The organism is Microbacterium aureliae, from assembly GCF_054780155.1.
Window position 1 is genome coordinate 647,555 of the sequence record NZ_BAAGWW010000002.1, and the last position, 23,151, is coordinate 670,705.

Sequence of the window (23,151 nt, forward strand, 5' to 3'; positions counted from 1 at the left end):
CCCACCTCGGACACGCAGGCGGGCTTGACAGTGTCCGGAGGACTCAGGGGACCTCGAGGCGCTTGGCGAGGAAGACGCCGACGTCGTCGAGCTCCTGCTGCGACACGCTGTGGGTGAGCCCCTCGTACACGCGCCCGGACAGCTCGACATGCGCCGGCAGCCACTGGACGGTGTGCTCGACCAGCGCCGCGGGGATGACGTCGTCGCGGGATCCGCGCCCCCAGAACACGGGCGGGCGGACCTCTGCCAGCTCGGCGTCGCCGGGCAGGTCGCCCGGCGTGACATAGCCGCTGAGGTTCACCGCGAACGCGAACCGCGCCGGCGCCAGCCGCATCGCCTGCAGCGCGACGGCGGCCCCCTGCGAGAACCCCAGAAGACCCACGGATGCCGCGCCCGCCGCGTGCTCGTCCGCCCAGGCGACGAGCGCCTCGGCGGCGGCGGTCACGTGTGTGGCGTCGCGGCCGTCGAGGCCCTCGATCGGATACCAGGAGCGGCCCGGGGCGGGCCACGGGGGAGTGAGGGGGGCGGCCGGCGCCGCCACGGCGAACTCCGCCGGCAGGTACGGGCGCAGCCCGAACAGGTCGTTCTCGTCCGCGCCGTAGCCGTGCAGCAGCACCAGCAGAGGGCGGCCGGCGAGGTCGGCGGTCTCGTGCGACCACAGCACGGCGTCGGCGTCGAGCGACAGAGGAGCGGACATGGCCGACATCCTGCCACGACCCGCCGACGCGGCATCCGTCCGCCCGCGGGCGGGATGGCGAGAAGCCGGGAACGGGGTATACAAGAGGCATGTCCGTGCGCACCCCAGATCCCGAGCCTGCCGGCGACGAGCCGTTCGGTCCCCCGCCCGGCAACGTGTCGAACCCGGCGTGGCTGAGCGACATCGAGCTGGCCGAGGCGAGGCGGCGGATGCCGATGCTCTACGTCGAGGGCATCCCGGTGCGCACCGACGGCATGGGTCAGGTGACCGAGGTCGGCATCCTGCTGCGGGCCACCCCGATCGGCGAGATCACCCGCACGATCGTCTCGGGCCGCGTGCGCTACGGCGAGACGGTGCGCGACGCCCTCTTCCGCCATCTCGAGAACGATCTCGGGCCCATGGCCTTCCCGCTGCTGCCGCCGCAGCCGGTGCCGTTCACGGTCGCCGAGTACTTCCCGATCCCGGGCGTCAGCGCCTTCCACGACGACCGGCAGCACGCGGTGTCGCTGGCCTTCGTCGTGCCGGTCACCGGCACGTGCGAGCCGCGCCAGGATGCGCTCGAGGTCACGTGGCTCTCGCCCGAGGAGGCCTGGTCGGACGCATTGGCCTCCGAGATGGAGGGCGGCCGGGGAACCCTCATCCGGCTGGCGCTGGCGAGCGTCGGCGCTCTGCGCTGACCCGCGCCCGTAGGCTCGGGGGATGACCGGCCTCGAACCGCTGCGCTTCCCCACCGACTCCGACGGCTGGCTCGCCTTCGCCACCGCGCGGCCCGCGGAGCGCCGCGCGCTGGTGGAGCGGGTCGACGAGCGGCTGCGCCGTCCCGCCGGTCTCGACGTCGCCGGGCTGCTGGAGCTCTGGAACGACGCCGAGCTCGCCCTCGCCGAGGCCCTCCACGAGTCCTACCTCGTGAGCGAATCCCACCCGGATGCCGCGGTGCGCGCCGCGGCGGAGGAGCAGGTCCAGCTGACCGAGGCGCTCTCGAACGGGCGCCTGCTCGACCGCAGCCTGTGGGCGGCCTTCGCGACGGCCCTCGACGCGGACCTGGACCCGCAGTCCGCGCGCCTGCTGGAGCACATCCGCCGCGACTTCCGGCGCGGCGGCGTCGACCTGGCCGAGGCCGACCGCGTGCGCGTGCGCGAGCTGACCGAACGCGACACCGCGCTGAGCCTCGCCTTCTCGCGGAACATCCGCGAGGGCCGCCGTGAGGTCCGCGTCGCCCCGGACGCCCTGGCCGGGCTGCCGCAGGACTTCGTCGACGCCCACCCCGCCGAGGACGACGGCCTCGTGACGCTCACCACCGACTACCCCGACCTCATGCCCGTGCGCGAGTACGCCTCGGTGCGCGAGACCCGACTGGCGCTGGTCGGTGCGTACAGCGACATGGCGTGGCCCGAGAACGACGCCGTGCTCGCCGAGCTCCTCGAGGTGCGTGCGGAGCGGGCCCGGCTGCTGGGCTACGAGACGTGGGCCGACTACGAGACCGAGCCGCGCATGATCGGCTCGGGCGCCGAGATCGTCCGCTTCCTGGAGCGGCTGGACGCGGCATCCGCCCCCGCCGCCGCTGCGGAGTACCCGGCGCTGCTCGAGCGGCTGCGCCAGGACGACCCCGCCGCGGACGCCGTCACCATCGCGGACTTCTGGTACCTGCTGGGCGTGCTCAAGCGTGAGCGCTTCGACGTCGACGCGCAGGAGGTCCGTTCGTACTTCCGGTTCGATCGCGTCCTCGAGGGCGTGCTGCGGACCACCGGCGCGCTGGTGGACGTGGCGTACGAGCCGGTGTCCGACCCGGCGTGGCACGACGACGTCCACAGCTTCGACGTCGTCCGGGCGGGGGAGCGGCTGGGGCGCATCCACCTGGATCTGCACCCCCGGGACGGCAAGTTCAGCCACGCCGCGTGCTTCGGGCTGGTGCCCGGCATCCGCGGGCGCCGGCTGCCGGAGTCGGTGCTGCTGTGCAACTTCGCGCGGGGCCTCATGACGCACGACGAGGTCGTGACCTTCTTCCACGAGTTCGGCCACCTCGTCCACGCGATCCTCGGCGGCGACCAGCGGTGGGCGCGCTTCAGCGGCGTGGCCACCGAGTGGGACTTCGTCGAGGCGCCCAGCCAGCTGCTCGAGGAGTGGGCGTGGGACCCTGCGGTCCTGGCGACCTTCACCGCGAACGACGCGGGGGAGCCGATCCCCGCCGCACTCGTCGAGCGCATGCGCACGGCCGATGCCTTCGGGCGCGCGCTCGAGGTGCGCCGCCAGCTGGGCCACGCCGGCGTCTCGTACCGCCTGCACGTCGAGCGCCCAGCGGACCTGCAGGCGGCGACCGAGCGGATCTACGCCGAGACGAGTCCCGTCCAGCCGCTTCCCGGTCGGCACTCCTACGCGGGATTCGGGCATCTCACCGGCTACGGCGCGTGCTACTACACGTACCAGTGGAGCCTGGTCATCGCCCGTGATCTGCTGTCGGCGTTCTCGGACGGGCTGATGGATGCCGGCACCGCCGCGCGCTACCGCGCACAGATCCTCGAGCCCGGCGGCAGCCGCGACGCGCGCGACCTGGTCGAGGGCTTCCTCGGCCGGCCGACGTCGTTCGAGGCCTACCGCGCGTGGCTCGCCGGCGAGTAGCCGGGCTTCAGCCGCGCGTGGTCTCGCGGGCGATGGCGGCGACGAAGGCGTCGATGTCGTCCTCGGTGGTGTCGAACGAGCACATCCAGCGCACTTCGTTGCGGGCGGCATCCCAGTCGTAGAAGCGGAACGAGGCGCGCAGGCGGTCGGCGATCCCGTCGGGCAGCGTCGCGAACACGCCGTTGGCCTGCGTGGGCTGGGTGAAGGACACCCCCTGGATCGAGCCGTCGGCCAGACCCGCCTCGACCCCGGCCCGCAGGCGCTGAGCCATGGCGTTGGCGTGACGGGCGTTGCGCAGCCACAGGTCGCCCTCGAGCAGCGCGATCAGCTGTGCCGAGACGAACCGCATCTTCGACGACAGCTGCATGTTGAGCTTGCGGAGGAACAGCAGACCCTCGGATGCCGCGGGCTCGAGCACGACGATCGCCTCGCCGAGCATGGCCCCGTTCTTGGTGCCGCCGAAGCTCAGCACGTCCACCCCGGCATCCCGCGTGAAGGCGCGCACGGGCATCTCCAGCGCCGCGGCGGCGTTGGAGATGCGCGCGCCGTCCATGTGCAGGCGCATGCCGCGGGTGTGCACGTGGTCGGCGATGGCGCGGATCTCGTCGACGGTGTACAGGGTGCCGAGCTCGGTGGACTGCGTGATCGAGACGACGAGCGGCTGGGCGCGGTGCTCGTCGCCCCAGCCCCATGCTTCGCGGTCGATGAGGTCGGGGGTGAGCTTGCCGTCGGGGGCGGGAACGGTGAGCAGCTTGATCCCGGCGACCCGCTCGGGCGCCCCGCCCTCGTCGACGTTGATGTGCGCGGTCGACGCGGCGATCACCGCTCCCCAGCGCGGCAGCATCGACTGCAGGCCGACGACGTTGGCGCCGGTGCCGTTGAAGACCGGGAAGGCGACGACGCCCTCGCCGAAATGCCCCGTGAAGACCTGCTGCAGCCGGGCGGTGTAGTCGTCCTCGCCGTAGGCGATCTGGTGGCCGTCGTTGGCGGCGGCGATGGCCGCGAGCACCTCGGGGTGGACGCCGGAGTAGTTGTCCGAGGCGAAGCCGCGGACGTTCGGGTCGTGGATCGTGGTCACGAGATCCCAGCCTACGTCCCGCGCCGTCCCCGCCGGCCTCGCGGCCGGCGCCGGGTCCCCGGCGGATGTCGGCGACGGGGAGTACCCTCGCCCTCGTGAGCGTTTCGACCGCCCCGGCGGGACACGGCCCGGATGCCGGGATCACCCCTCCTCCCGGCGGGATGCGCACGTTCGGGCACGTGCTGGTCAACACCGCCGCGGCCAACGTCACCACCAGCTTCCTATGGTTCGCGCTGACCTTCTGGGTCTATCTCGAGACCCGCTCGGTGCTGGCCACGGGGGTCATCGGCGGCGCGTACATGCTGCTCATCGCGTTCTTCGCGATGCTCTTCGGCACCATCGTCGACCGGCATCGCAAGCACGCCGTGATGGTGCTCTCGAGCGTGGTGAGCCTGGCGTCCTTCCTCCTCGCCGGCGTGACCTACCTGCTGCAGCCCGAGTCCTCCCTGGTCGATCTCGGCGGTCCGTGGTTCTGGCTGTTCGCCGGCATCATCCTGTTCGGATCCGTCGTCGAGCACATGCGCAACATCGCCCTGTCCACCACGGTGACGCTGCTGGTCCCGGTCGAACGGCACGCCAACGCCAACGGCCTGGTCGGCACCGTGCAGGGCGTAGCCTTCATCGTCACCAGCGTGTTCTCGGGGCTCGCGATCGGATTCCTCGGCATGGGGTGGACGCTGCTGATCGCCATCGTCCTCACCGCCGCCGCGCTCGCCCACCTGCTCTTCCTGCGGATCCCCGAGGAGCAGCCGGTCGCCGACGGCAGCCGCTCGGCGGTGGACCTCAAGGGCTCGATCGCCGCCGTGCGCGCCGTCGGCGGGCTGTTCGCGCTCATCGTCTTCTCGACGTTCAACAACCTCATCGGGGGCGTCTACATGGCGCTCATGGACCCGTACGGCCTGACGCTCTTCGCGGTCGAGATCTGGGGCGTCGTCCTGGGCGTCACGGCGACCGGCTTCATCATCGGCGGGCTGTTCGTCGCGAAGTTCGGCCTGGGCCGCAACCCCATCCGCACGATGCTGCGGATCGTGATCGTGATGGGCCTGCTCGGCGCCTTCTTCACCATCCGCGAGTGGTGGTGGCTGTACGCGCTGGGCATCTGGGTCTACATGATGATCATCCCGGTGGTCGAGGCCGCCGAGCAGACCGTCATCCAGAAGGTCGTGCCCTATCGCAGGCAGGGCCGCGTGTTCGGCTTCGCCGCGGCGGTGGAATCCGCGGCCGCACCCGTGACCGCCTTCCTGATCGCCCCGATCGCCGAGTTCGCCATCATCCCGTTCATGCGCTCCGACGACGGCGCGCGCACGTGGGGCTGGCTGCTCGGCGACGGCGAGGCGCGCGGCATCGCCCTGGTGTTCCTCTTCGCCGGCCTCATCATGGTCGTCCTCGCCCTGCTGGCCTTCACGACGAGGTCCTACCGGCTGCTGTCGGCGCAGTTCCAGGGCACGACCGGGTCCCTCCGGCCCGAGGGGCCCGCCGACGACGTGACGGCCCGCGCCGTCGCCGCGGGGGCGCCGGATCTGCCCGGGTCGCCCGATGGGACTCCGCAGGTTCCCGGGTCCCCGGCGGGCTGAGCGCTACGCCAGCTCGCGCACGGAGTCGTTGAGGTCGGCGGTCTCGGCGTCCCACAGTTCCACGATCGCCTGGGCCAGGCGCTCGGTCACCGGGTCGAGGCTCTCGACGCGGAAGATGACGGATGCCGCCTGCAGCGGCGCACCGCGATCGCGGGCGTCCTTGGCGAAACCGTGGGCGACCGCGTGCGCCCACGCCTCGCTCGCGGCCTTGACGGCGGCGTAGTTCGCGCCGCCGGCGAGCGGCCGCGCGACGGCGGTGGAGGACACAATGGCCAGGCGTCCGGCGTCGGACGAGCGGAGCGCGCCGTCGAAGGCCCGGGAGACATGGCGGAGCGCGGTCAGGGAGCGCTCCAGGAAGCGGTAGTCCTCGTCGCTCTGACCCGCCAGGCCGCCGCCGCCCCGCCATCCGCCGACCAGGTGCACGATGCCGTCGATCGCGGGCTCGGCATCGATGATCCGGGCCGCGAGCGTACGCACGTCGGCCTCGTCGGTCAGGTCGCACTGCTCGGTGACGAGGCCGGGAACGGCCTCGGCGAGGATGTCGAGCTTCCCGCGGTCGCGGCCGACGCCGATCACGCGAGCGCCGGCCTCTCGCAGCGCGCGGCCCACGGCCAGTCCCGCGGCGCTCGTGGCGCCGGCGAGCACGACGGTGCGACCGGCGACCCCGCTCATCGGCCCGTGATCCCGGCGACCCCGTCGATCACCGGGCGCATCTTCTTCTCGAGCGCCTCATAGAACATCGACAGCGGGAACTCGTCGTCGAGGACGGCGTCGGTGTAGCCCTTCGGCGGGCCGGCCAGCACTTCTTCGGGCAGTCCCCGCGCCCACATCGAGGCCGGGTGCGGGGTCAGCACACCGCGGACCAGGTCGTAGGCCGCGAGCCAGTGCGCGGTCTTCGGACGATCGATCGATCGCCAGTACAGCTCGTCGATCGCGTCGGCCAGCGCGACGACCGCAGCCGGGACGTCGTCCCAGTCGAACGCGAGGGCCGTATCGGTCCAGTGCAGGACCCCGCGCTGGTGGAGCCACGCGAAGAGCAGCTGCCCGCCGAGCCCGTCGTAATTGCGCACGCGGGTGCCCGTGATGGCGAAGCGGAAGATCCGGTCGAACAGGACCGCGTACTGCACGAGGCCCGCGTGCTCGAGCATCTCGCGCTCGGCGGCGTCGAGCTCGGCGCCCTCCTCGCGGCGCGCGCGCAGCCGCTGCTGGATCGAGACGCATTCGCGGAACGCCGTGAGGTCGCACCGGAGCTCCTCCAGCGAGTAGAGGAAGTACGGCATCCGCTGCTTGATCATGAACGGGTCGAACGGCAGATCGCCGCGCATGTGCGTGCGGTCGTGGATGATGTCCCACATCACGAAGGTCTTCTCGGCCAGCTCCTGGTCCTCGAGCAGGCGCGCGGCCTCGACGGGCAGCTCGAGCTTCGTGATCCCGGCGGCGGCGCGGACGACCCGGCGGTACCGCGCGGCCTCGCGGTCCTGGAAGATCGCGCCCCACGTGAACGTGGGGATCTCGCGCATGGCGACGGTCTCGGGGAAGAGCACGGCGGAGTTGGTGTCGTAGCCCGCCGTGAAGTCGATGAATCGCAGCGAGACGAAGAGCTTGTTGGTGTATTCGGTCTCGAGGCGGTCGATGAACTCTGGCCAGATCACCTCGACGAGCACCGCCTCGACGTGCCGGTCGGGCGAGCCGTTCTGCGTGTACATCGGGAAGACGACCAGATGCTGCAGCCCGTCCACGCGGTGCTGCTGCGGCTGGAAGGCCACGAGCGAATCGAGGAAGTCCGGGACGGCGAAGCCCTCCCGCGCCCAGCGGGCGAAGTCGACCACGAGGGCACCCAGGTAGGCGTCGTCGTGCGGGAACCTCGGTCGCAGCTCCTCGATCGCCGCGATGATGTCGTCCACCAGGCGGGCGGCGTGGGCGTGCTGGCCGGCATCCGGCACCGAGCCATCCTTCGCCTGCAGCGACTGCAGGGCGGTGACGGCGGATTTCAGCGTCAGCCAGGAGGGGGTGTGTCGGACGTCGCCGACGGCGGCGAGATCGCGGTCGGCGGGAAGAGAGAGGGTCATGTCGCTCCGGGGGTCAGGTCTGGAAGAATTCTAAAGATCCTCCGTCTCAGCCGCTCGTACACCGGAAAGTTTCCTGTCCAGAGCGCCTGAGACTGCTAGTCTCGCTGTCGTGACCGACCTTTCCCCGCGTCTGGACGACCCGGTCGACCGCCGCATCGTGCACCGGATGTCGCAGGACGCCCGGACGACCCTCGCCGAGCTGTCCCGCGCCGTCGGCCTGTCGGTGTCGGCGGTGCAGGCCCGCCTGCGCCGTCTCGAGAGCCGAGGCGTGATCACCGGATACCGCGCCATGGTCGATCCGGCCGCGGCGGGCAAGCCGCTGGCGGCGTTCATCGAGATCACGCCGCTGGATCCCGCGCAGCCCGACACCGCTCCCGAGCAGCTCGCCCACCTCGCCGAGATCGAGGCGTGCCATTCGATCGCCGGCAACGCCAGCTACATCCTCTTCGTGCGGGTGGCGACACCCCGCGCGCTCGAGGACCTCATCCGCGACATCCGGCAGGCCGCGTCGGTGAGCACGCGGACGACCGTGGTCCTGCAGACCTTCTTCGAGAACCGGCCGCTCCTCCCCGCCTGAGCAGACGGGGAGGGTAGCCTCAGGCGATGCCCACGACGACCGATGACGCGCCGGCGCAGGACGCCCGCGGCCTCTTCATCGTGCGGAACGCCCGCGCGGGCACCGCGGTGCTGCGCGTCCCCGCCGACCTGTCGGCGTCCTTCCCCGGCGCGCGCGTCCACGAGCTCGCCGACGACGAGGACATGGCCGCCGTGGTGGAGCGGGAGATGGCAGGCGCGACGCCGCCCGCGGTCCTCGGGGTGTACGGCGGCGACGGATCGGTCGCGATCATGGCCGATCTCGCGCGGCGCTGGGAGCGGCCGCTGCTGGTCCTGCCCGGCGGCACCTACAACCATTTCGCGCGTTCTGTCGGAGTCGCCGACGTCTCGGTGGCGGCGACGGCCTGGGCCGACGGCGCGACCCGGTCGGTGAGCGCACTCGAGGTCGTCACCGACGACGGGCGCCGCCGCCTGGTCCTCAACGCGGTGTCCGTCGGCGCGTACCCCGAGCTGATCGACGAGCGCGAGCGCCGGCGCGCGCAGCTCGGCAAGTGGCTCGGCGCGGTGGTGGCCGCCTGGCGCGCGCTCCACGAGGCCGACCCGCTGGTCGTCGTCCACGATGCGCGGCGCGCGCGGGTGTGGTCGGTGTTCGTCGGGGCCGGCCGCAACGACCCCCGCCGGGTGGCGACGATGCGTCGCGAGAGCCCGACGGACCCCGTTCTGGACATCCGCATCCACCACGCGCGCGGGTCGCGGCTGCGTGCCGTGGCGGCCCTCGCGTTCGGCCGGCGGACGGCCGCGGTCCTCCGCGTGTTCGGGCTCATGCCGCCCCGCACCGACGTCGAGCGCCTCATCCGCGGCCAGTTCGACCTCACCGTCCGCCCCGGCGCCGGGCATCCGTCGGTCTTCGTCCACGACGGCGAGATCGAGCCGCAGCCCGACGGCGGGTTCACGCTGCGATGCCGTGCGGTGCCGGACGCGGTGACGGTGTTCGCCCCCGCGCCCGGCGCGCACTGAACCGCTCCGGGCCGGCCGACTCAGGTGTGCTGCGGGAACCCCAGGTTGATGCCGCCGTGCGACGGGTCCAGCCACCGGGAGGTCACGGCCTTCTCGGCGGTGAAGAACTCGAAGCCGTGCGGGCCGTACGCCTTGGCGTCGCCGAACAGCGACGCCTTCCAGCCGCCGAAGGAGTGGTAGGCGACGGGGACGGGGATCGGGACGTTGATGCCGATCATCCCGACCTGCACCTCGCGCTGGAATCGCCGGGCGGCCCCGCCGTCGTTGGTGAAGATCGCCGTGCCGTTGCCGAAGGCGCCGGCGTTGATCAGGTCCAGGCCCTCCTGGTAGCCCTCGACGCGGACGACCGAGAGGACGGGGCCGAAGATCTCGTCCTGGTAGGCCGCCGACGAGGTGGGCACCTTGTCCAGCAGCGTGGGCCCGACCCAGAACCCGTTCGGGTCGCCGTCGACGTCGATCCCGCGGCCGTCCACGACCACCGACGCGCCGTCGCCGGCGGCGACGTCGACGTACGAGGCCACCTTGTCGCGGTGGGCGCCGGTGATGAGCGGCCCCATGTCGCACCCGCGCATGCCGTCGCCGGTGCGCAGGCCCGCCATGCGCTGCGAGATCTTCTCGACCAGCGCGTCGGCGACGGTGTCGACGGCCAGCACGACCGAGATCGCCATGCAGCGTTCGCCGGCCGAGCCGAACCCGGCGTTGACGGCGGCGTCGGCGGCGAGGTCGAGGTCGGCGTCGGGCAGGACCAGCATGTGGTTCTTCGCCCCGCCGAGCGCCTGCACGCGCTTGCCGGCGCGGGTGCCGGTCTCGTACACGTAGCGCGCGATGGGGGTCGAGCCCACGAACGAGACGGCGCGGACGTCGGGGTGCTCCAGCAGTGCGTCCACCGCGACCTTGTCGCCGTGGACGACGTTGAACACGCCGTCGGGCAGGCCTGCCTCGGTGAGGGCGGCGGCCATCCAGTTCGCCGCGGAGGGGTCCTTCTCGCTCGGCTTGAGGATCACCGCGTTGCCTGCGGCCAGGGCGACCGAGAAGAACCACATCGGCACCATCGCGGGGAAGTTGAACGGGCTGATGATGCCCACCACCCCGAGCGGCTGGCGCAGCGTGTAGACGTCGATGCCGCTCGAGGCGTTCTCGCTGTACGCGCCCTTGGTGAGGTGGCCGAGTCCGCACGCGAACTCCACGACCTCGAGGCCGCGCGCGATCTCGCCGTGGGCGTCCGAGAGTACCTTGCCGTGCTCGCTGGTGAGGATGCGGGCGAGTTCGTCCTTGCGCTGGTTGACGATCTCGCGGAAGGCGAACATCACCTGCTGGCGCTTGGCGATCGACGTGTCGCCCCACACGGCCGCCGCCTCGGTGGCCACCTGGACGGCGTGGTCCATGTCGGCGGCGCCGGCCATCCGCACCTCGCGCTGGACGACGCCGCGGGCGGGGTCGAACACGTCGCCGGTGCGGTCGGACTCTCCCTGCCACGCTCGGCCTCCGACCCAGTGGTCGACGATCGCGGTGGCGGTGGGCGCCTCGTGTTCGAGGGTGGTGGTGTCGGTCATCTTCGTCCTCTCGTGGATGCCCCTCGTGGGGGTCTTGTCTCAGTCTGCGTGCGGATGCCGGGGATGCAAGCCCCGGTCAGGACACGGCGGTCAGGGCGGCGTCGTAGATCTCGAGCGCTTGGCCCACCTCGTCGGCGGTGACCACGCACGGGGGCACGACGTGGACGCGGTTCTCGGCGACGAAGGGCAGCAGCCCGCGCGAGACGAGCTCGCCCTTGAGGCGTCCGATGAAGCTCGCCGGCACCGGCTCGCGGCTCTCGCGGTCGGCGACGAACTCCAGCGCCCAGAACACGCCCTCGCCGCGCACCTCGCCGATGACCGGGTGGCGGTCGGCAAGGTCGCGCAGGCCCGGGCCCAGGGTGTCCTCGCCGATCGCGCGGGCGTGGTCGACGATGCCCTCCTGCTCCATGGCGTCGAGGGCGGCGACGATGGATGCCGCGGCCAGCGGGTGGCCGGAGTAGGTCAGGCCGCCCGGGAACACCCGCTCGTCGAAGGTCGCGGCGATCGGCGCCGAGATGATCACGCCGCCCACCGGCACGTAGCCGGAGTTGACCCCCTTGGCGAAGGTGATGAGGTCGGGGACGACGTCGTGGCCCTGGAAGGCGAACCAGCGCCCGGTCCGGCCGAACCCCGCCATCACCTCGTCGAGGATGAGGATGATCCCGTAGCGGTCGCACAGCGCGCGCACGCCGGCGAGGTAGCCGGGCGGGGGGACGAGGATGCCGGCGGTGCCGGGGATGGACTCCAGCAGCACGGCGGCGATGGTGTCCGCCCCCTCGGACTGGATGACCCGCTCGAGGTGGCGCAGCGCCCGCTCGCACTCCTGCTCGGGGGTGGTCGCCCAGAACTCGCTGCGGTAGAGGTAGGGACCGAAGAAGTGCACGTGCCCGCGCGCGTAGCGGTTGGGCAGGCGTCGCCAGTCGCCGGTGGCCACGATGGCCGCACCGGTGTTGCCGTGGTACGACCGGTACGTCGACAGGACGGTGTCGCGTCCGGTGTGGATTCGCGCCATGCGGATGGCGTTCTCGATAGCGTCCGCGCCGCCGTTGGTGAAGAAGACCTTGTCGAAGCCGGCGGGGGCGCGGTCCAGGATCCGCGCGGCGGCCTCGCCGCGCTTCAGATGGGCGGTGGCGGGGCCGATGGTCGCCAGCTGACCCGCCTGCTCCTGGATCGCCTTGACCACGGCCGGATGCTGGTGGCCGATGTTGACGTTGACGAGCTGGCTCGAGAAGTCGAGCATGCGGTTGCCCGCGTGGTCCCACACCGTGCTGCCGGACCCGCCGGCGACGACGGGCAGGTCCAGCCCGGCCTGCGCCAGCCAGGAGTGGAAGACGTGTGCTCGGTCCAGTTCTCTGGCTCGAGCGTCGAGGTCTTCGGTCATCGAGGGGTCCTTCCTGCGGGCGCCGGACGAGTCGTCTGTGGCAACGTTCGTCGCTCGACGACCGGGGGTCAAGACACGATCCCGGTCGTCGAGCGACGTGAGCGGACAGATCGTCCGGACGCCGGCTACTGCCCGCCCTCGGTGAGCTCCACCTCGATCGGCGTGTACTCGCCGCCGACCTCGACGCCCTCCTCGGCGAGTTCTGCGAGCGCCTGCTCGATGTATTCGTTGGAGTAGGCCGAATCGGCGGGCTCGGCCGTGATCAGCTCCAGGCCGTCCTGGTTGACCGCCGACAGGGCGCCCGCGACGGTCTTGTCCCACGCGGCGGCGTCGATCAGGCCGAAGTCGCCGCCGGCCCAGATGAGCTTGTTGACCTCGTTCATCTGCCACAGCTGGTGGACGGGACCGACGGGGAAGGCGGCCTCGGCGTTGATCGCGGCGTCGTACGTGATCTCGGCGGCCTCCTCGGGGTTGTCCCGCGCGAAGATCCAGCCCTTGGTCACGGCCTTGAGGAAGCGCACGGCGGCGTCGGCGTAGGCCGGGTCGTCGGCCAGGCGCTGCGTGTCGGCCCAGATCGCGTCCTGCAGCATGGCGCCGTCGGTGTCCTCGTAGCTGACGACGTTGAAGTCCTCGGGCTGGTACAGCTCGCCGGTCTCGGGGTCGACGACCTCGAGGATCTGCGCCCACTCGTTGTAGGTCATCGCCTGGGCGGCATCCACGTCGCGGTCCAGCAGCGCGTTCATGCTGAAGTCCTGGGTCGTGATCGACACCGTGGTGGAGTCGAGGCCCTCGGCGGCCATCGCCGCGAAGATCTCCCACTCGTTGCCGAAGCCCCACGAGCCGATGCGCTTGCCTTCGAAGTCGGCCACCGATTCGATGCCGTCCTCGGCCCACGACACCTGCAGCGTGCCCGAGCGCTGGAAGACCTGCGCGATGTCGGTGAGTTCGACGCCGCCGGCCTCGAGGGTGCCGAGCACCTTGGGCACCCAGGCGATGGCGAAGTCCACGTCGCCGGCGACCAGGGCGTCCTGCGGCACGATGTCACCGCCCGAGGGGATGATCTCGACCGAGTCGAAGCCCTCCTCCTCGAAGTAGCCCTGGTCGAGTGCGACGTAGTAGCCGGCGAACTGGGCCTGCGGCAGCCACTGCAGCTGCAGCGAGACCTCGGTGAGCGGCTCGAAGTCGCCGTCGCCGTCGCCGGTGTCGCCGCCGTCGGTCGACGACCCCGAACCGGAGCAGGCGGCCAGGACGAGCGCGGTGGCGGTGAGGGCGGATGCGGCGACGAGGCCGCGTCGGATGCTGTGTCTCATGGGTGGTTCCTCTCGAGTGTTGGTGCGGGTTTTCAGGTGGGGGTCCGACGCGACACGAGACGCTCCAGCAGCGACGTGCCGAGGAAGAAGGCCAGGCCGATCCCGATGCCGCCGGCCACGTACGCCCACGCGAGGGCGGCCCGGCCGGACTTGGCGTAGGTGGCGATGGCGGTGCCGATGCCGTCGGCGGGTCCGCCGAAGTACTCGGCCACGAGCGCGGCGATCACCGCGAGCGAGCTCGCGATCCGCAGGCCGGTCAGCAGGTAGGGAAGGGCGGTGGGCAGCGTCAGCAGCCGGAACGTCTGTCCGGGCGTGGCGGCGGATGCGCGCAGCACGTCGCGGTGCACCGCGCGAGTCTGCCGAAGACCGCGGAGGACGTTGACGAAGACGGGGATGAAGGCCGCGATCGTCGCCACCGCCTGCCGGCCGAACTGGCTGGACGCGCCGAACATGGTGTTGAGGATCGGCGTGACGGCGACGATCGGGATCACCGCGAGGGCCGCGACCAGGGGCGCCAGCATCCCGTCGACGGGCCTCGAGGCTGCAGCGAGCCCCGCCAGCACGACGGCCAGGAGAGCGCCGAACGCCAGGCCGACTAGCGCGTTGACCGCCGTCACCGCCATGTCCTCGGCGATGATGCCCCACCGGGCCACCAGTTCGGCGCCGATGGCGGCGGGACTCGGCAGCATGCGCGGGGCGGCGCCGATGACGTCGACGTAGAGGATCCAGACCGCCACGCCCAGCACACCCACCGTCACGGGGGCGGCCACGCGCACCCACGCCGGCAGCGGGCGCTCGCCCGGCGGCCGGCGTGTCGGCCGCACGCGGGTGAGCGACTCGGTGCCGGTCATCGCTCGTCCGCCCGGGTGATGCGGGTGCCGTGGAGGGCCTCGCGCACGGCGGTCACCCGGTCGAAGTAGGCGGGGGACTCCCGCAGCTGCTCGTCGCGGGACGCACCCAGATCCGTCACGACGACGTCGGTGATGCGTCCGGGGCGGGGGCTCATCACCACGACGCGGTCCGATAGGAAGACCGCCTCGGGGATCGAGTGGGTCACGAACACGACGGCGGCGCCGGTCTCGACCGCGATGCGCGCGAGTTCGGACTGCAGGTACTCGCGGGTCATCTCGTCGAGCGCGCCGAAGGGCTCGTCCATCAGCAGCAGGCGGGGGCGCGAGGCCAGGGCGCGGGCGATCGCGACGCGCTGCTGCATGCCGCCGGACAGCTGGTCCGGGTACCGCTCGACGAAGTCGGACAGCCCGACCAGGGCGGCGAGCTCCGTCACGCGCGCGGCGCGCTCGGTGCGCGAGACGCCGTGGACCTCGAGCGGCAGGGCGATGTTCGCCGCGACCGTGCGCCACGGCAGCAGTCCCGCCTGCTGGAACGCGATGCCGTAGTCCTGGTCGACGCGGGCCCTCGCGGCCGGCTTGCCGAAGATCTCCAGCGTCCCCGCCGTCGGGTGGTCGAGGTCGGCGATCAGGCGCAGCAGTGTCGACTTGCCGCACCCGGACGGCCCGATGAGCGAGACGAACTCCCCGGCGGCGACGTCGAGATCGACGCCCGTGAGGGCGGTGACGTCGCCCTTGGCGGTGCCGAAGATCTTGTCGACGCCTGTCGCGCGGACGGCGGTGGCAGTCGTCATGCGGTCGCTTCCCCTCTGCGGTAGTTCTTCAGTCCCAGGCCGATGAGGGCGACCGAACCGGCGGCGATGAGCCCCAGGACGATCGATCCGAACGTCGGGCCCCAGGGTGCGGCGGGATCGGAGGAGGCCTGCCCGGCGAGCTGGATGAGCATGCGGCCGATGCCGCCCCGCATCCCGATCGAGACCTCGGCGACGACCGCGCCGAGGACGGCGTTGGCGGCGGCGAGGCGCAGCGCGGGCAGCAGGTACGGCACCGCCGCGGGCAGGCGCAGGCGCAGCAGCGTCGTGCCGTAGCCGGCCGCATAGCTGCGCATGAGGTCCAGGTGGATCCGGTCGGGTGCCGCCAGCCCCCGCAGCACGCCCACGGCGACGGGGAAGAAGGCCAGGTACGAGGCGATGACGGCGACCGAGAGCCACTGCGGCCACGGGGTGCCGCCGCGGTCGATCTGGTTGCCGATGGCGTTGACGACCGGGGCGAACGCGATCAGCGGCACGATCTGGCTGACGACGATCCACGGCAGCAGGCCCCACTCCACCAGCCGCCACCGCTGCATCGCCAGCCCTAGCGCCGCCCCCACCAGCACGCCGATCAGCCAGCCCACCGAGGCGATCCCGAGCGTGACGGCGGCGGCGCCGGCGACCGACACCCACAGCGGCGGGGTCTGGCCGCCGCTGGTGGACGCGAACAGGCGCGCCACCATGTCCCACACGTGCGGCATCGCGCGATCGTGCGTGCGGGGGAGGATCATCACGCCCGAGCCCGCCTGCCCGTCGACGGCTCCCACCACGACGCCCTCGGCCGGGCCCAGGAGCTTGTACAGCTCCCACAGCGCGATCACGGCGATCACGCCCAGCGCGCCCCAGCCGACCGCGCGCCCCCGGCGGGGCTCGGCGGGGGCGCGGGAGCTCATGCCTTTGCCGTCACGTGCGCCGAGAGGGCGGGGATGACGGTCTCGCCGTACACCCGCATGGTCTCTTCCTTGTTGTCGTGCTGCAGGTAGCCGGCGAACTGCGTCACTCCGAGCTCGCGCAGCTGCTCGAGCTTGGCGATGTGCTGCTCGGCCGTGCCCAGGATGCAGAACCGGTCGACGATCTCGTCGGGGACGAAGTCGACGTGGTCGTTGTCGGCTTTGCCGTGCGTGTTGTAGTCGTAGCCGGTGCGCCCCGCGATGTAGTCGGTGAGAGCCTGCGGCACGGCGCTGCCGCCCTGGCCGTACTTCGCGACGATGTCGGCGACGTGGTTGCCGACCATCCCGCCGAACCACCGGCACTGGTCCCGCATGTGGGGCAGGTCCTCGCCGATGTACATCGGCGCGGCGACGCAGAACGCGATGGCGTCGGGGTCGCGGCCGGCGGCGGCCGCGGCATCCCTCACCGTCTTGATCATCCACGCCGCGATGTCCACGTCCGCCAGCTGCAGGATGAAGCCGTCGCCCACCTCGCCGGTGAGCTTCAGCGCCATCGGCCCGTACGCGGCGACCCACACCTCGAGCTCGGATCCGCGGCTCCACGGGAATTGCAGGGTCGCGCCCTTGTACTCCACGGGGCGGGAGTTGCCGAGCTCGCGGATCACGTGGATCGACTCGCGCAGCTCGGCCATCGTCACCGGCTTGCCGTTGGTCACGCGCACCGCCGAGTCACCGCGGCCGATCCCGCAGAGCGTGCGGTTGCCGTACATCTCGTTGAGCGTGGCGAAGACGGATGCCGTGACCGTCCAGTCCCGCGTGGCGGGGTTCGTCACGAACGGGCCGACCGTCACCCGCTTGGTCGCGGCGAGGATCGCCGAGTGGATGACGTAGGGCTCCTGCCACAGCAGGTGGGAGTCGAACGTCCACACGTGGCTGAATCCGTGCGCCTCGGCGAGGGTCGCCAGCTGCACGGTGCGCGCGGCGGGCGGATTGGTCTGCAGCACCACTCCGAAGTCCATGGGATCACCTCCATCCCGGTCGTTGAGCGAGGGCCGAAGGCCCGAGACGAAACGCGGCGGTCGGGGCGGCCATCAGATCAGGTACTGGCTCAGGCCGCGCTTGAGGAACCGGCCGTCGCCCTTGGCGCCGTGGTAGGTCCCGCCGTCGACGATCACCTTGCCGCGCGAGATGACGGTGTCCACGTGCCCATCGATCTCGAAGCCCTCCCACGCCGAATGGTCCATGTTCATGTGATGGGTGGACGCCGAGATCGAGGTGTGCCCGTTCGGGTCGTACACCACCACGTCGCCGTCGGCCCCGGGCTGGATGACGCCCTTGCGCCCGTACAGCCCGAACATGCGGGCGGGGGTCGTGCTGGTCAGCTCCACCCAGCGCTCGAGGGTGATCCTGCCGGTCACGACCCCCTGGTACATGAGGTCCATGCGGTGCTCGACCGAGCCGATGCCGTTGGGGATCGCGCGGAAATCCTCGGCCCCGAGCTCCTTCTGCCCCTTCATGCAGAACGGGCAGTGGTCGGTGGAGACCATCTGGATGTCGTTGGTGCGCAGCGCTTGCCACATGTGGTGCTGATGGCCCTCGTCGCGGCTGCGCAGCGGCGTGGAGCACACCCACTTGGCGCCTTCGAACTGGCCCCATTCGTCGCTGAACGCGCCCAGCTGCTCCTCGAGCGACAGGTACAGGTACTGCGGACAGGTCTCGCCGAAGACGTTCCAGCCCTGGTCCCGCGCCCACGCGATCTGGTCGACCGCCTGCTTCGCCGACACGTGGACGGTGTACAGCGGGGCGCCGGTGAGGTTCGCCAGCATGATCGCGCGGTGGGTGGCCTCCTCCTCCATCTGCCAGGCGCGCGCGATGCCGTGGTAGTACGGCGCCTTCTTGCCGGCATCCGCCAGCTGAGCCGCCAGCACGTCGATCGCGGGGCCGTTCTCGGCGTGCATCATCGTGAGCAGACCCGTCTCGGCCGAGACCTGCATGGCCTTCAGCACCTGCGCGTCGTCGGAGTAGAAGACGCCCGGATAGGCCATGAAGAGCTTGAAGCTCGAGACGCCCTCGTCCAGCAGGCCCCGCATCGCCGCGAGGGAGTCGTCGTCGACACCGCCGACGATCTGGTGGAAGCCGTAGTCGATCGCGCAGTTGCCGGCCGCCTTCTCGTGCCACGCGGCCAGACCGTCCTGCACGCGCTCGCCGTAGCGCTGGACGGCGAAGTCGATGATCGAGGTCGTGCCGCCCCACGCCGCCGCGCGCGTGCCGGTCTCGAAGGTGTCCGAGGCGTTGGTGCCGCCGAAGGGCAGCTCCATGTGGGTGTGGGCGTCGATGCCCCCGGGGATGACGTACTTGCCGGTGGCGTCGACGACGGTGTCGACCGAACCGCGCAGGTCGGTGCCGAGCAGCTGCGAGCCGGGTGCCAGGACGGCGGCGATCGTCTCGCCGTCGATCAGCACGTCCGCCTCGCCGCGGCCGGTCGCCGACACGACGGTCCCGCCGGTGATGAGGGTGGTTGCCATGCGTTGTCTCCTTAGAGGCCGGTCGTTCCTTAGAGCTCGGTCGTCTCGCTTCGCTCGCTCGACGACCGCGTCATGTCAGGGCTTCGCGATCGTCGTGTACGAGTCGGGCCGGCGGTCCCGGTAGAACTGCCAGTCGTCGCGCATCTGCCGCACCATGTCCAGATCGAGGTCGCGCACGAGCACCTCCTCGTGCTCGCTCGAGCCGCGCTCGCCGACGAAGTTGCCGCGGGGGTCGATGACCTGGCTCGTGCCGTAGAAGTCCACGGCGAGGTCGCCGTACTCGTTGTCCTCGCGGCCCACGCGGTTGGGCTGGAGCACGAAGTACCCGTTGGCGACGGCTGCGGCCGGACCCTCGACCTCCCACAGGCGGTTGGACAGCCCGGGCTTGGTGGCGTTGGGGTTGAACACCATGTGGGCGTCGGCGAGCCCGAGTTCGCGCCACCCCTCGGGGAAGTGCCGGTCGTAGCAGATGTACATCCCGATGCGCCCGACGGCGGTGTCGAACACCGGGTAGCCGAGGTTGCCGGGGCGGAAGTAAAACTTCTCCCAGAAGCGGTCCAGGTGCGGCAGGTGGTGCTTGCGGTACTTGCCGAGGATCGTCCCGTCGGCATCGACGAGCACGGCGGTGTTGTAGTAGATCCCCGTCCCGGCCTCCTCGTAGATGGGCAGGACCATGACCATCCCGAGCTCCTTCGCCAGCGCGGCGAAGCGCGTGACGATCGGTCCGTCGGCGGGTTCGGCGAAGCGGTAGTACTTCTGGTCCTGCGTGATGCCGAAGTACGGGCCGTAGAAGAGCTCCTGGAAGCTCATCACCTGCGCGCCCTGCGCCGCGGCATCCCTCGCGAAGCCCTCGTGCTTGTCGAGCATCGACGCCTTGTCGCCCGTCCAGGTGGTCTGCGAGATCGCCGCGCGTACCGTCGTCATCGTGCCTTCCGTCCTCGTCACGTCGGGTCCGGCGGGTTCCCCGGGCTGACCCGATCCTTCTGCCTCGACGTTTCCCGCCGATTTCGGCCTGTGTCCGGACAGTAAAGCCTGCGGGCGTCGCGCGACAAGGGGTACCCGCGCCCGCGCCGGCTGGCGCCCCCGCCGCGCTGTCCCCGCGCTGCCCCGCCGCTTCCATCCGGACGTGGCCGACGTCGTCGTCGCCGTGCTCTTCTTCGCGGTGGCCGCTCCGACGGAGTTCACGGTCCTCGCGCGCTCGGGCTTCTCGGACGCCTTCTCGAACTGGGCCGGACTGCTGATCGCGGTGGTCTTCGCGGGTGCCCTCGCGTTCCGCCGCATGTCGCCGGCCCTCTCGCTGGCGACCGCCTGGGTCGGCGCACTCGTGCAGATGGGACTGGGACGGCCCCCGACGGTGTCGGACGTGGCGATCTTCGGCGTCCTCTACGCCACCGCCGCCTATGGGTCGACCCTGGTGCTCCGGCTGGGGCTCGCGTCGGCGGTGGCAGGGGCGATCGTCATCACCGCGTACCTCACCCTGGGGCAGTCCTACGGCGGGGGCCTCAGCGTGCAGACCCTTCCCCTCGCGCTCGTCATGCTCGTCGCGGCAGGCTTCGCGCTCGCGCTGTCCTGGACGCTGGGAGCACTGGTGCGCACGGCGCGACGCGCGCGAGACCCGCGTCGCGCAGGAGCGGGCCGAGTCCGAGGCGGTCGTCGAGCAGGAGCGCCTGCGCATCGCCCGGGACATGCACGATGTCGTCGCGCATTCCCTGGCCGTCGTCGTCGCGCAGGCAGACGGTGCGCGCTACGCCGCGGCATCCGACCCCGCCGCTGCGTCCGCCGCTCTCGAGACGATCTCGTCCACGGCGCGGGCCGCACTGGCCGACGTCCGCGTCCTGCTGACGCGTCTGCGACACAGTCAGGCGGACGGCCCGCAGCCCGCCCTCGCCGACCTCGAGCAGCTGTACGCGCAGGTGCGCGCCGCCGGTGTCGCGGTCCGCGTCGAGGTGGACCCGGCGCCGCGAGACGACCCGTCCGCCGCGGTCCAGCTGGCCGTCTACCGCATCCTGCAGGAGGCGCTCACCAATGCGCTGCGCCACGGCGATGGCTCCTCGGTGTCCGTCCGGCTGTCCTGGCATCCCGATCGCGTCGAACTCGAGGTCCGGAACCCGGTGCCCGGCGGCCCCAGCGGCCCGGCGACGCCGGCGGTACCCGGCGCGGGCGCGGGGGCTGCGGGCCCCGCCGGTCATCGCGGTCACGGGCTCGTGGGGATGGCGGAGCGGACTGAGCCCCCCCCGGAGCTCGTCGCCACACCTACACCCGTTCGCTTGCCCCGGATGTACGGGGGATCGCGTCCGCGGCGTACATCCAGGGCAAGCGAAGTGTCAGAGGGGGGCGGGCGGCGCGGTCACCGCGGCGGGGGCGGCCGCGGTCGGGTCGTCAGCAGCGGCGGCGGGGGTGGGCGCGTCGGCGGGGCCGCCAACGGCGGCCGGCGCGGCGACGGGGGCGGGGTCGTGGGCCCACGACGGGGCGAGCGCGCGGATGCGGGCGCCGCGCCACTGCCACGTCGCCCACAGCACCGGCCACAGGGCGGGTGCGGCGGCGCCGCCGATGACCAGGCGGTCCCGCCACAGCGTCCTGCCGGGGTCGCCCGGGGCGGGTGAGACCGCCATCTGGTGATCCCACACGTCGAGCGCGGCCAGGGGGCCGGTCAGCGGGATGCCGGAGTCCCGGAGGATCCGCACCGGCCCGTCGGCGGATTCGACGTACCGCTCGCTGACATGGATCAGCTGCTGCCCGACGGGCAGCGCGCCGGCGACCGACAGCTGCACGGGGACGTCGGCTCCGGTCTCGAGCGAGGTGGGCAGTCCCTCCGGCGCCATCGGCTGCATCTGCAGCAGGGGGCCGTACAACTCGGCGACGGCGCGGGGCGAGTGCAGAGCGCGCCAGGCCGCGTCGGCGTCGCAGTCGATCACGAACTTCAGCAGGATGCGCATGCCGCCAGTGTCGCACCCCCGCGAAGGGGTGGATCTAGGCTTGACGGATGCCGGATCCCGCCCCTACGCCGCCGTTCGACCAGCACCGGTACCAGGTGCGGTTCGAGTGGGGTGCGGCCGGGCTCGCCCGCCTCGCGCCGGCCGACGTCGTGGTCGTCGTCGATGTGCTGCGCTTCTCGACGACGGTGACGGATGCCGTGGCCGCCGGCCGCGTCGTCCCGCTGGGCTCCGCGGCCGACGCGGAGTCACTGAACGGGGCCGCGGTGGCGCGGGCCGCCGCGGCGACGGGTGCCACGGTCGTGCTGGGGAGTCTGCGCAACCGTCGCGCCGTCGCCGACGCGGTCCTGGCGATCCAGCGCGACCGGGGCGACCGCACGAGCATCGCGGTCATCGCGGCGGGCGAGCTCGTCTCGCGGGAGCCGGACGCGCCGCTCCGCTTCGCCGTCGAGGACCTGCTCGGCGCCGGCGCCGTCGTCGACGCGCTCACCGACCTCGGCATCGACCACACCTCGCCCGAGGCGGCGGCCGCGTGCGAGGCCTTCCGCGGTCTGGGGCGGGCCGTGCGGCACCTGGTCAGCGCGAGCGGGTCGGGACAGGAGCTTCTCGCGATCGGACGCCGCGACGAGGTCGCCGCCGCGGCGGACGTGGACGCGGCATCCGTCGTGCCCGTCCTGCAGGACGGCGCGTTCCGCCGCCGCTGACCGTCCGGCCCTCGCGCCTCGCGTGAGCGAGCCGTCAGCGAACCCCGCCCGCAGCAACCGTCAGGCAGCCCGCAGCGCCGTCAGCGAACCCTGCAGCCCTCAGCGCGGCGTCAGCGCGGCCAGCCGCGTGGCCGGCGTGATCTCGCGCTGGGTCCACGCGAACAGGAACCGCGGGTCGAACCGCGGTGCGCATTTCGCGCAGGACGTCGCCCGCGTCACCTTGCGGTGCCGGTAGGCGACGTGCCCCGACGGGCACACCCCCACCCAGCGCGCGAGCTCGGTGGCCGTCTCGCCGTGGTGGGTGGTGCCGCCGACGTACCCGAGCTCCCTCGCCTGCGCCTTCCACACCGGGCCGTGGCCGGCGCGGGCCCCCGCGAGGGCGTGCGCGACCTCGTGCAGCAGCGTCTGGTGGTTGGTGTCGTCGTCGTAGCGCGCGGCGAGGTAGCGCGAGACGCTGATCCGCTTGCGCTGGTAGTCGCACAGCCCGGCGCGCCGCTTGGCGTTGTCGAACCCGAAGGTCCATGACTCGTCGAGATGGAGGGAGAGGAGAGCTTCCGCCCAGCGGCGGACATCACGCAGTTCCGACATG

General features: G+C 72.0%; 21 protein-coding genes and 2 pseudogenes. 8 read left to right on the forward strand and 15 right to left on the reverse strand.

The annotated features are described in order from the left end of the window. Window positions 1-43: 43 nt before the first annotated feature. Window positions 44-697, reverse strand: coding sequence for an alpha/beta hydrolase (locus tag ACYVF4_RS09150; protein WP_460721930.1), 654 nt, complete (start codon window positions 695-697; stop codon window positions 44-46). Window positions 698-786: 89 nt separating this feature from the next. On the opposite strand from ACYVF4_RS09150, the gene ACYVF4_RS09155 reads away from it, so the two are divergent. Both ACYVF4_RS09155 and ACYVF4_RS09160 read left to right on the forward strand, forming a co-directional pair. Then, window positions 787-1,374: an NUDIX hydrolase family protein gene (locus ACYVF4_RS09155; RefSeq protein ID WP_460721932.1), complete on the forward strand. Its 588-nt coding sequence runs from the start codon at window positions 787-789 to the stop codon at window positions 1,372-1,374. 22 nt (window positions 1,375-1,396) lie between these two features. Continuing rightward, window positions 1,397-3,313, forward strand: coding sequence for a M3 family metallopeptidase (locus ACYVF4_RS09160; RefSeq protein WP_460721934.1), 1,917 nt, complete (start codon window positions 1,397-1,399; stop codon window positions 3,311-3,313). 7 nt (window positions 3,314-3,320) lie between these two features. On the opposite strand, the gene ACYVF4_RS09165 is transcribed toward ACYVF4_RS09160, so the two are convergent. Then, window positions 3,321-4,391, reverse strand: a complete 1,071-nt coding sequence (locus tag ACYVF4_RS09165; RefSeq protein WP_460721936.1) for a threonine aldolase family protein — start codon at window positions 4,389-4,391, stop codon at window positions 3,321-3,323. A 161-nt stretch (window positions 4,392-4,552) separates the two neighbouring features. Between ACYVF4_RS09165 and ACYVF4_RS09170 the strand changes: the two genes are divergently transcribed. Beyond that, entirely contained in the window at window positions 4,553-5,965 is a 1,413-nt protein-coding gene (locus ACYVF4_RS09170) for an MFS transporter (RefSeq protein WP_460723102.1), read from the forward strand. A gap of 3 nt (window positions 5,966-5,968) precedes the next feature. Here ACYVF4_RS09170 and ACYVF4_RS09175 read toward each other — a convergent pair whose 3' ends face one another. Further along, window positions 5,969-6,637, reverse strand: coding sequence for an SDR family NAD(P)-dependent oxidoreductase (locus tag ACYVF4_RS09175; RefSeq protein WP_460721938.1), 669 nt, complete (start codon window positions 6,635-6,637; stop codon window positions 5,969-5,971). Continuing rightward, window positions 6,634-8,034, reverse strand: coding sequence for a DUF6421 family protein (locus ACYVF4_RS09180; RefSeq protein WP_460721940.1), 1,401 nt, complete (start codon window positions 8,032-8,034; stop codon window positions 6,634-6,636). Before ACYVF4_RS09180 ends, ACYVF4_RS09175 begins: the two co-directional genes overlap by 4 nt. A gap of 130 nt (window positions 8,035-8,164) precedes the next feature. Here ACYVF4_RS09180 and ACYVF4_RS09185 point away from each other — a divergent pair, with 130 nt between their 5' ends. Together ACYVF4_RS09185 and ACYVF4_RS09190 are read left to right on the forward strand one after the other, a co-directional pair. After that, complete coding sequence (locus ACYVF4_RS09185) at window positions 8,165-8,611, forward strand: Lrp/AsnC family transcriptional regulator (RefSeq protein ID WP_460723103.1); 447 nt, start codon at window positions 8,165-8,167, stop codon at window positions 8,609-8,611. 26 nt (window positions 8,612-8,637) lie between these two features. Further along, a complete protein-coding gene (locus ACYVF4_RS09190) occupies window positions 8,638-9,606 on the forward strand; it encodes a diacylglycerol/lipid kinase family protein (protein ID WP_460721942.1) in 969 nt (322 codons plus the stop codon). A gap of 20 nt (window positions 9,607-9,626) precedes the next feature. On the opposite strand, the gene ACYVF4_RS09195 is transcribed toward ACYVF4_RS09190, so the two are convergent. The 9 genes from ACYVF4_RS09195 to ACYVF4_RS09235 form a co-directional block, all read right to left on the reverse strand. Beyond that, entirely contained in the window at window positions 9,627-11,159 is a 1,533-nt protein-coding gene (locus ACYVF4_RS09195) for a CoA-acylating methylmalonate-semialdehyde dehydrogenase (RefSeq protein WP_460721944.1), read from the reverse strand. Window positions 11,160-11,235: 76 nt separating this feature from the next. Further along, a complete protein-coding gene (locus tag ACYVF4_RS09200) occupies window positions 11,236-12,540 on the reverse strand; it encodes an aminotransferase class III-fold pyridoxal phosphate-dependent enzyme (protein ID WP_460721946.1) in 1,305 nt (434 codons plus the stop codon). Window positions 12,541-12,665: 125 nt separating this feature from the next. After that, window positions 12,666-13,850: an ABC transporter substrate-binding protein gene (locus ACYVF4_RS09205; RefSeq protein ID WP_460721948.1), complete on the reverse strand. Its 1,185-nt coding sequence runs from the start codon at window positions 13,848-13,850 to the stop codon at window positions 12,666-12,668. A 32-nt stretch (window positions 13,851-13,882) separates the two neighbouring features. Next, complete coding sequence (locus ACYVF4_RS09210; RefSeq protein WP_460721950.1) at window positions 13,883-14,701, reverse strand: ABC transporter permease; 819 nt, start codon at window positions 14,699-14,701, stop codon at window positions 13,883-13,885. Continuing rightward, window positions 14,698-15,492, reverse strand: coding sequence for an ABC transporter ATP-binding protein (locus ACYVF4_RS09215; protein ID WP_460721952.1), 795 nt, complete (start codon window positions 15,490-15,492; stop codon window positions 14,698-14,700). The genes ACYVF4_RS09210 and ACYVF4_RS09215 overlap by 4 nt, the downstream gene beginning before the upstream one ends. Beyond that, window positions 15,489-16,403, reverse strand: coding sequence for an ABC transporter permease (locus ACYVF4_RS09220; RefSeq protein WP_460721954.1), 915 nt, complete (start codon window positions 16,401-16,403; stop codon window positions 15,489-15,491). The genes ACYVF4_RS09215 and ACYVF4_RS09220 overlap by 4 nt, the downstream gene beginning before the upstream one ends. Beyond that, on the reverse strand, window positions 16,400-17,419 hold the full coding sequence (locus ACYVF4_RS09225; protein WP_460721956.1) for a TIGR03842 family LLM class F420-dependent oxidoreductase: 1,020 nt from the start codon (window positions 17,417-17,419) through the stop codon (window positions 16,400-16,402). The genes ACYVF4_RS09220 and ACYVF4_RS09225 overlap by 4 nt, the downstream gene beginning before the upstream one ends. 72 nt (window positions 17,420-17,491) lie before the next feature. Then, window positions 17,492-18,925 carry a dihydropyrimidinase gene (gene hydA, locus ACYVF4_RS09230; RefSeq protein WP_460721958.1) on the reverse strand — a complete coding sequence of 478 codons (1,434 nt, stop codon included), beginning with the start codon at window positions 18,923-18,925 and terminating at the stop codon, window positions 17,492-17,494. Window positions 18,926-19,000: 75 nt separating this feature from the next. After that, window positions 19,001-19,849 (reverse strand): nitrilase-related carbon-nitrogen hydrolase, encoded by an 849-nt coding sequence (locus ACYVF4_RS09235; RefSeq protein WP_460721960.1) that lies wholly within the window; start codon window positions 19,847-19,849, stop codon window positions 19,001-19,003. 238 nt (window positions 19,850-20,087) lie between these two features. Here ACYVF4_RS09235 and ACYVF4_RS09240 point away from each other — a divergent pair. Then, window positions 20,088-20,468: pseudogene (locus ACYVF4_RS09240) on the forward strand (DUF7134 domain-containing protein); the annotation flags it as partial. 142 nt (window positions 20,469-20,610) lie between these two features. After that, a pseudogene (locus ACYVF4_RS09245) lies at window positions 20,611-20,994 on the forward strand (sensor histidine kinase); the annotation flags it as partial. A 255-nt stretch (window positions 20,995-21,249) separates the two neighbouring features. On the opposite strand, the gene ACYVF4_RS09250 reads toward ACYVF4_RS09245, so the two are convergent. Next, the gene (locus ACYVF4_RS09250) at window positions 21,250-21,861 is read right to left on the reverse strand and encodes a hypothetical protein (RefSeq protein ID WP_460721962.1); all 612 of its coding nucleotides are present in this window, start codon (window positions 21,859-21,861) and stop codon (window positions 21,250-21,252) included. A 47-nt stretch (window positions 21,862-21,908) separates the two neighbouring features. Here ACYVF4_RS09250 and ACYVF4_RS09255 point away from each other — a divergent pair, with 47 nt between their 5' ends. Beyond that, a complete protein-coding gene (locus tag ACYVF4_RS09255; protein ID WP_460721964.1) occupies window positions 21,909-22,562 on the forward strand; it encodes a 2-phosphosulfolactate phosphatase in 654 nt (217 codons plus the stop codon). Between the two features lie 99 nt (window positions 22,563-22,661). On the opposite strand, the gene ACYVF4_RS09260 is transcribed toward ACYVF4_RS09255, so the two are convergent. Continuing rightward, a complete protein-coding gene (locus tag ACYVF4_RS09260; RefSeq protein ID WP_460721966.1) occupies window positions 22,662-23,150 on the reverse strand; it encodes a SprT-like domain-containing protein in 489 nt (162 codons plus the stop codon). Between the last annotated feature and the right edge of the window lies 1 nt (window position 23,151).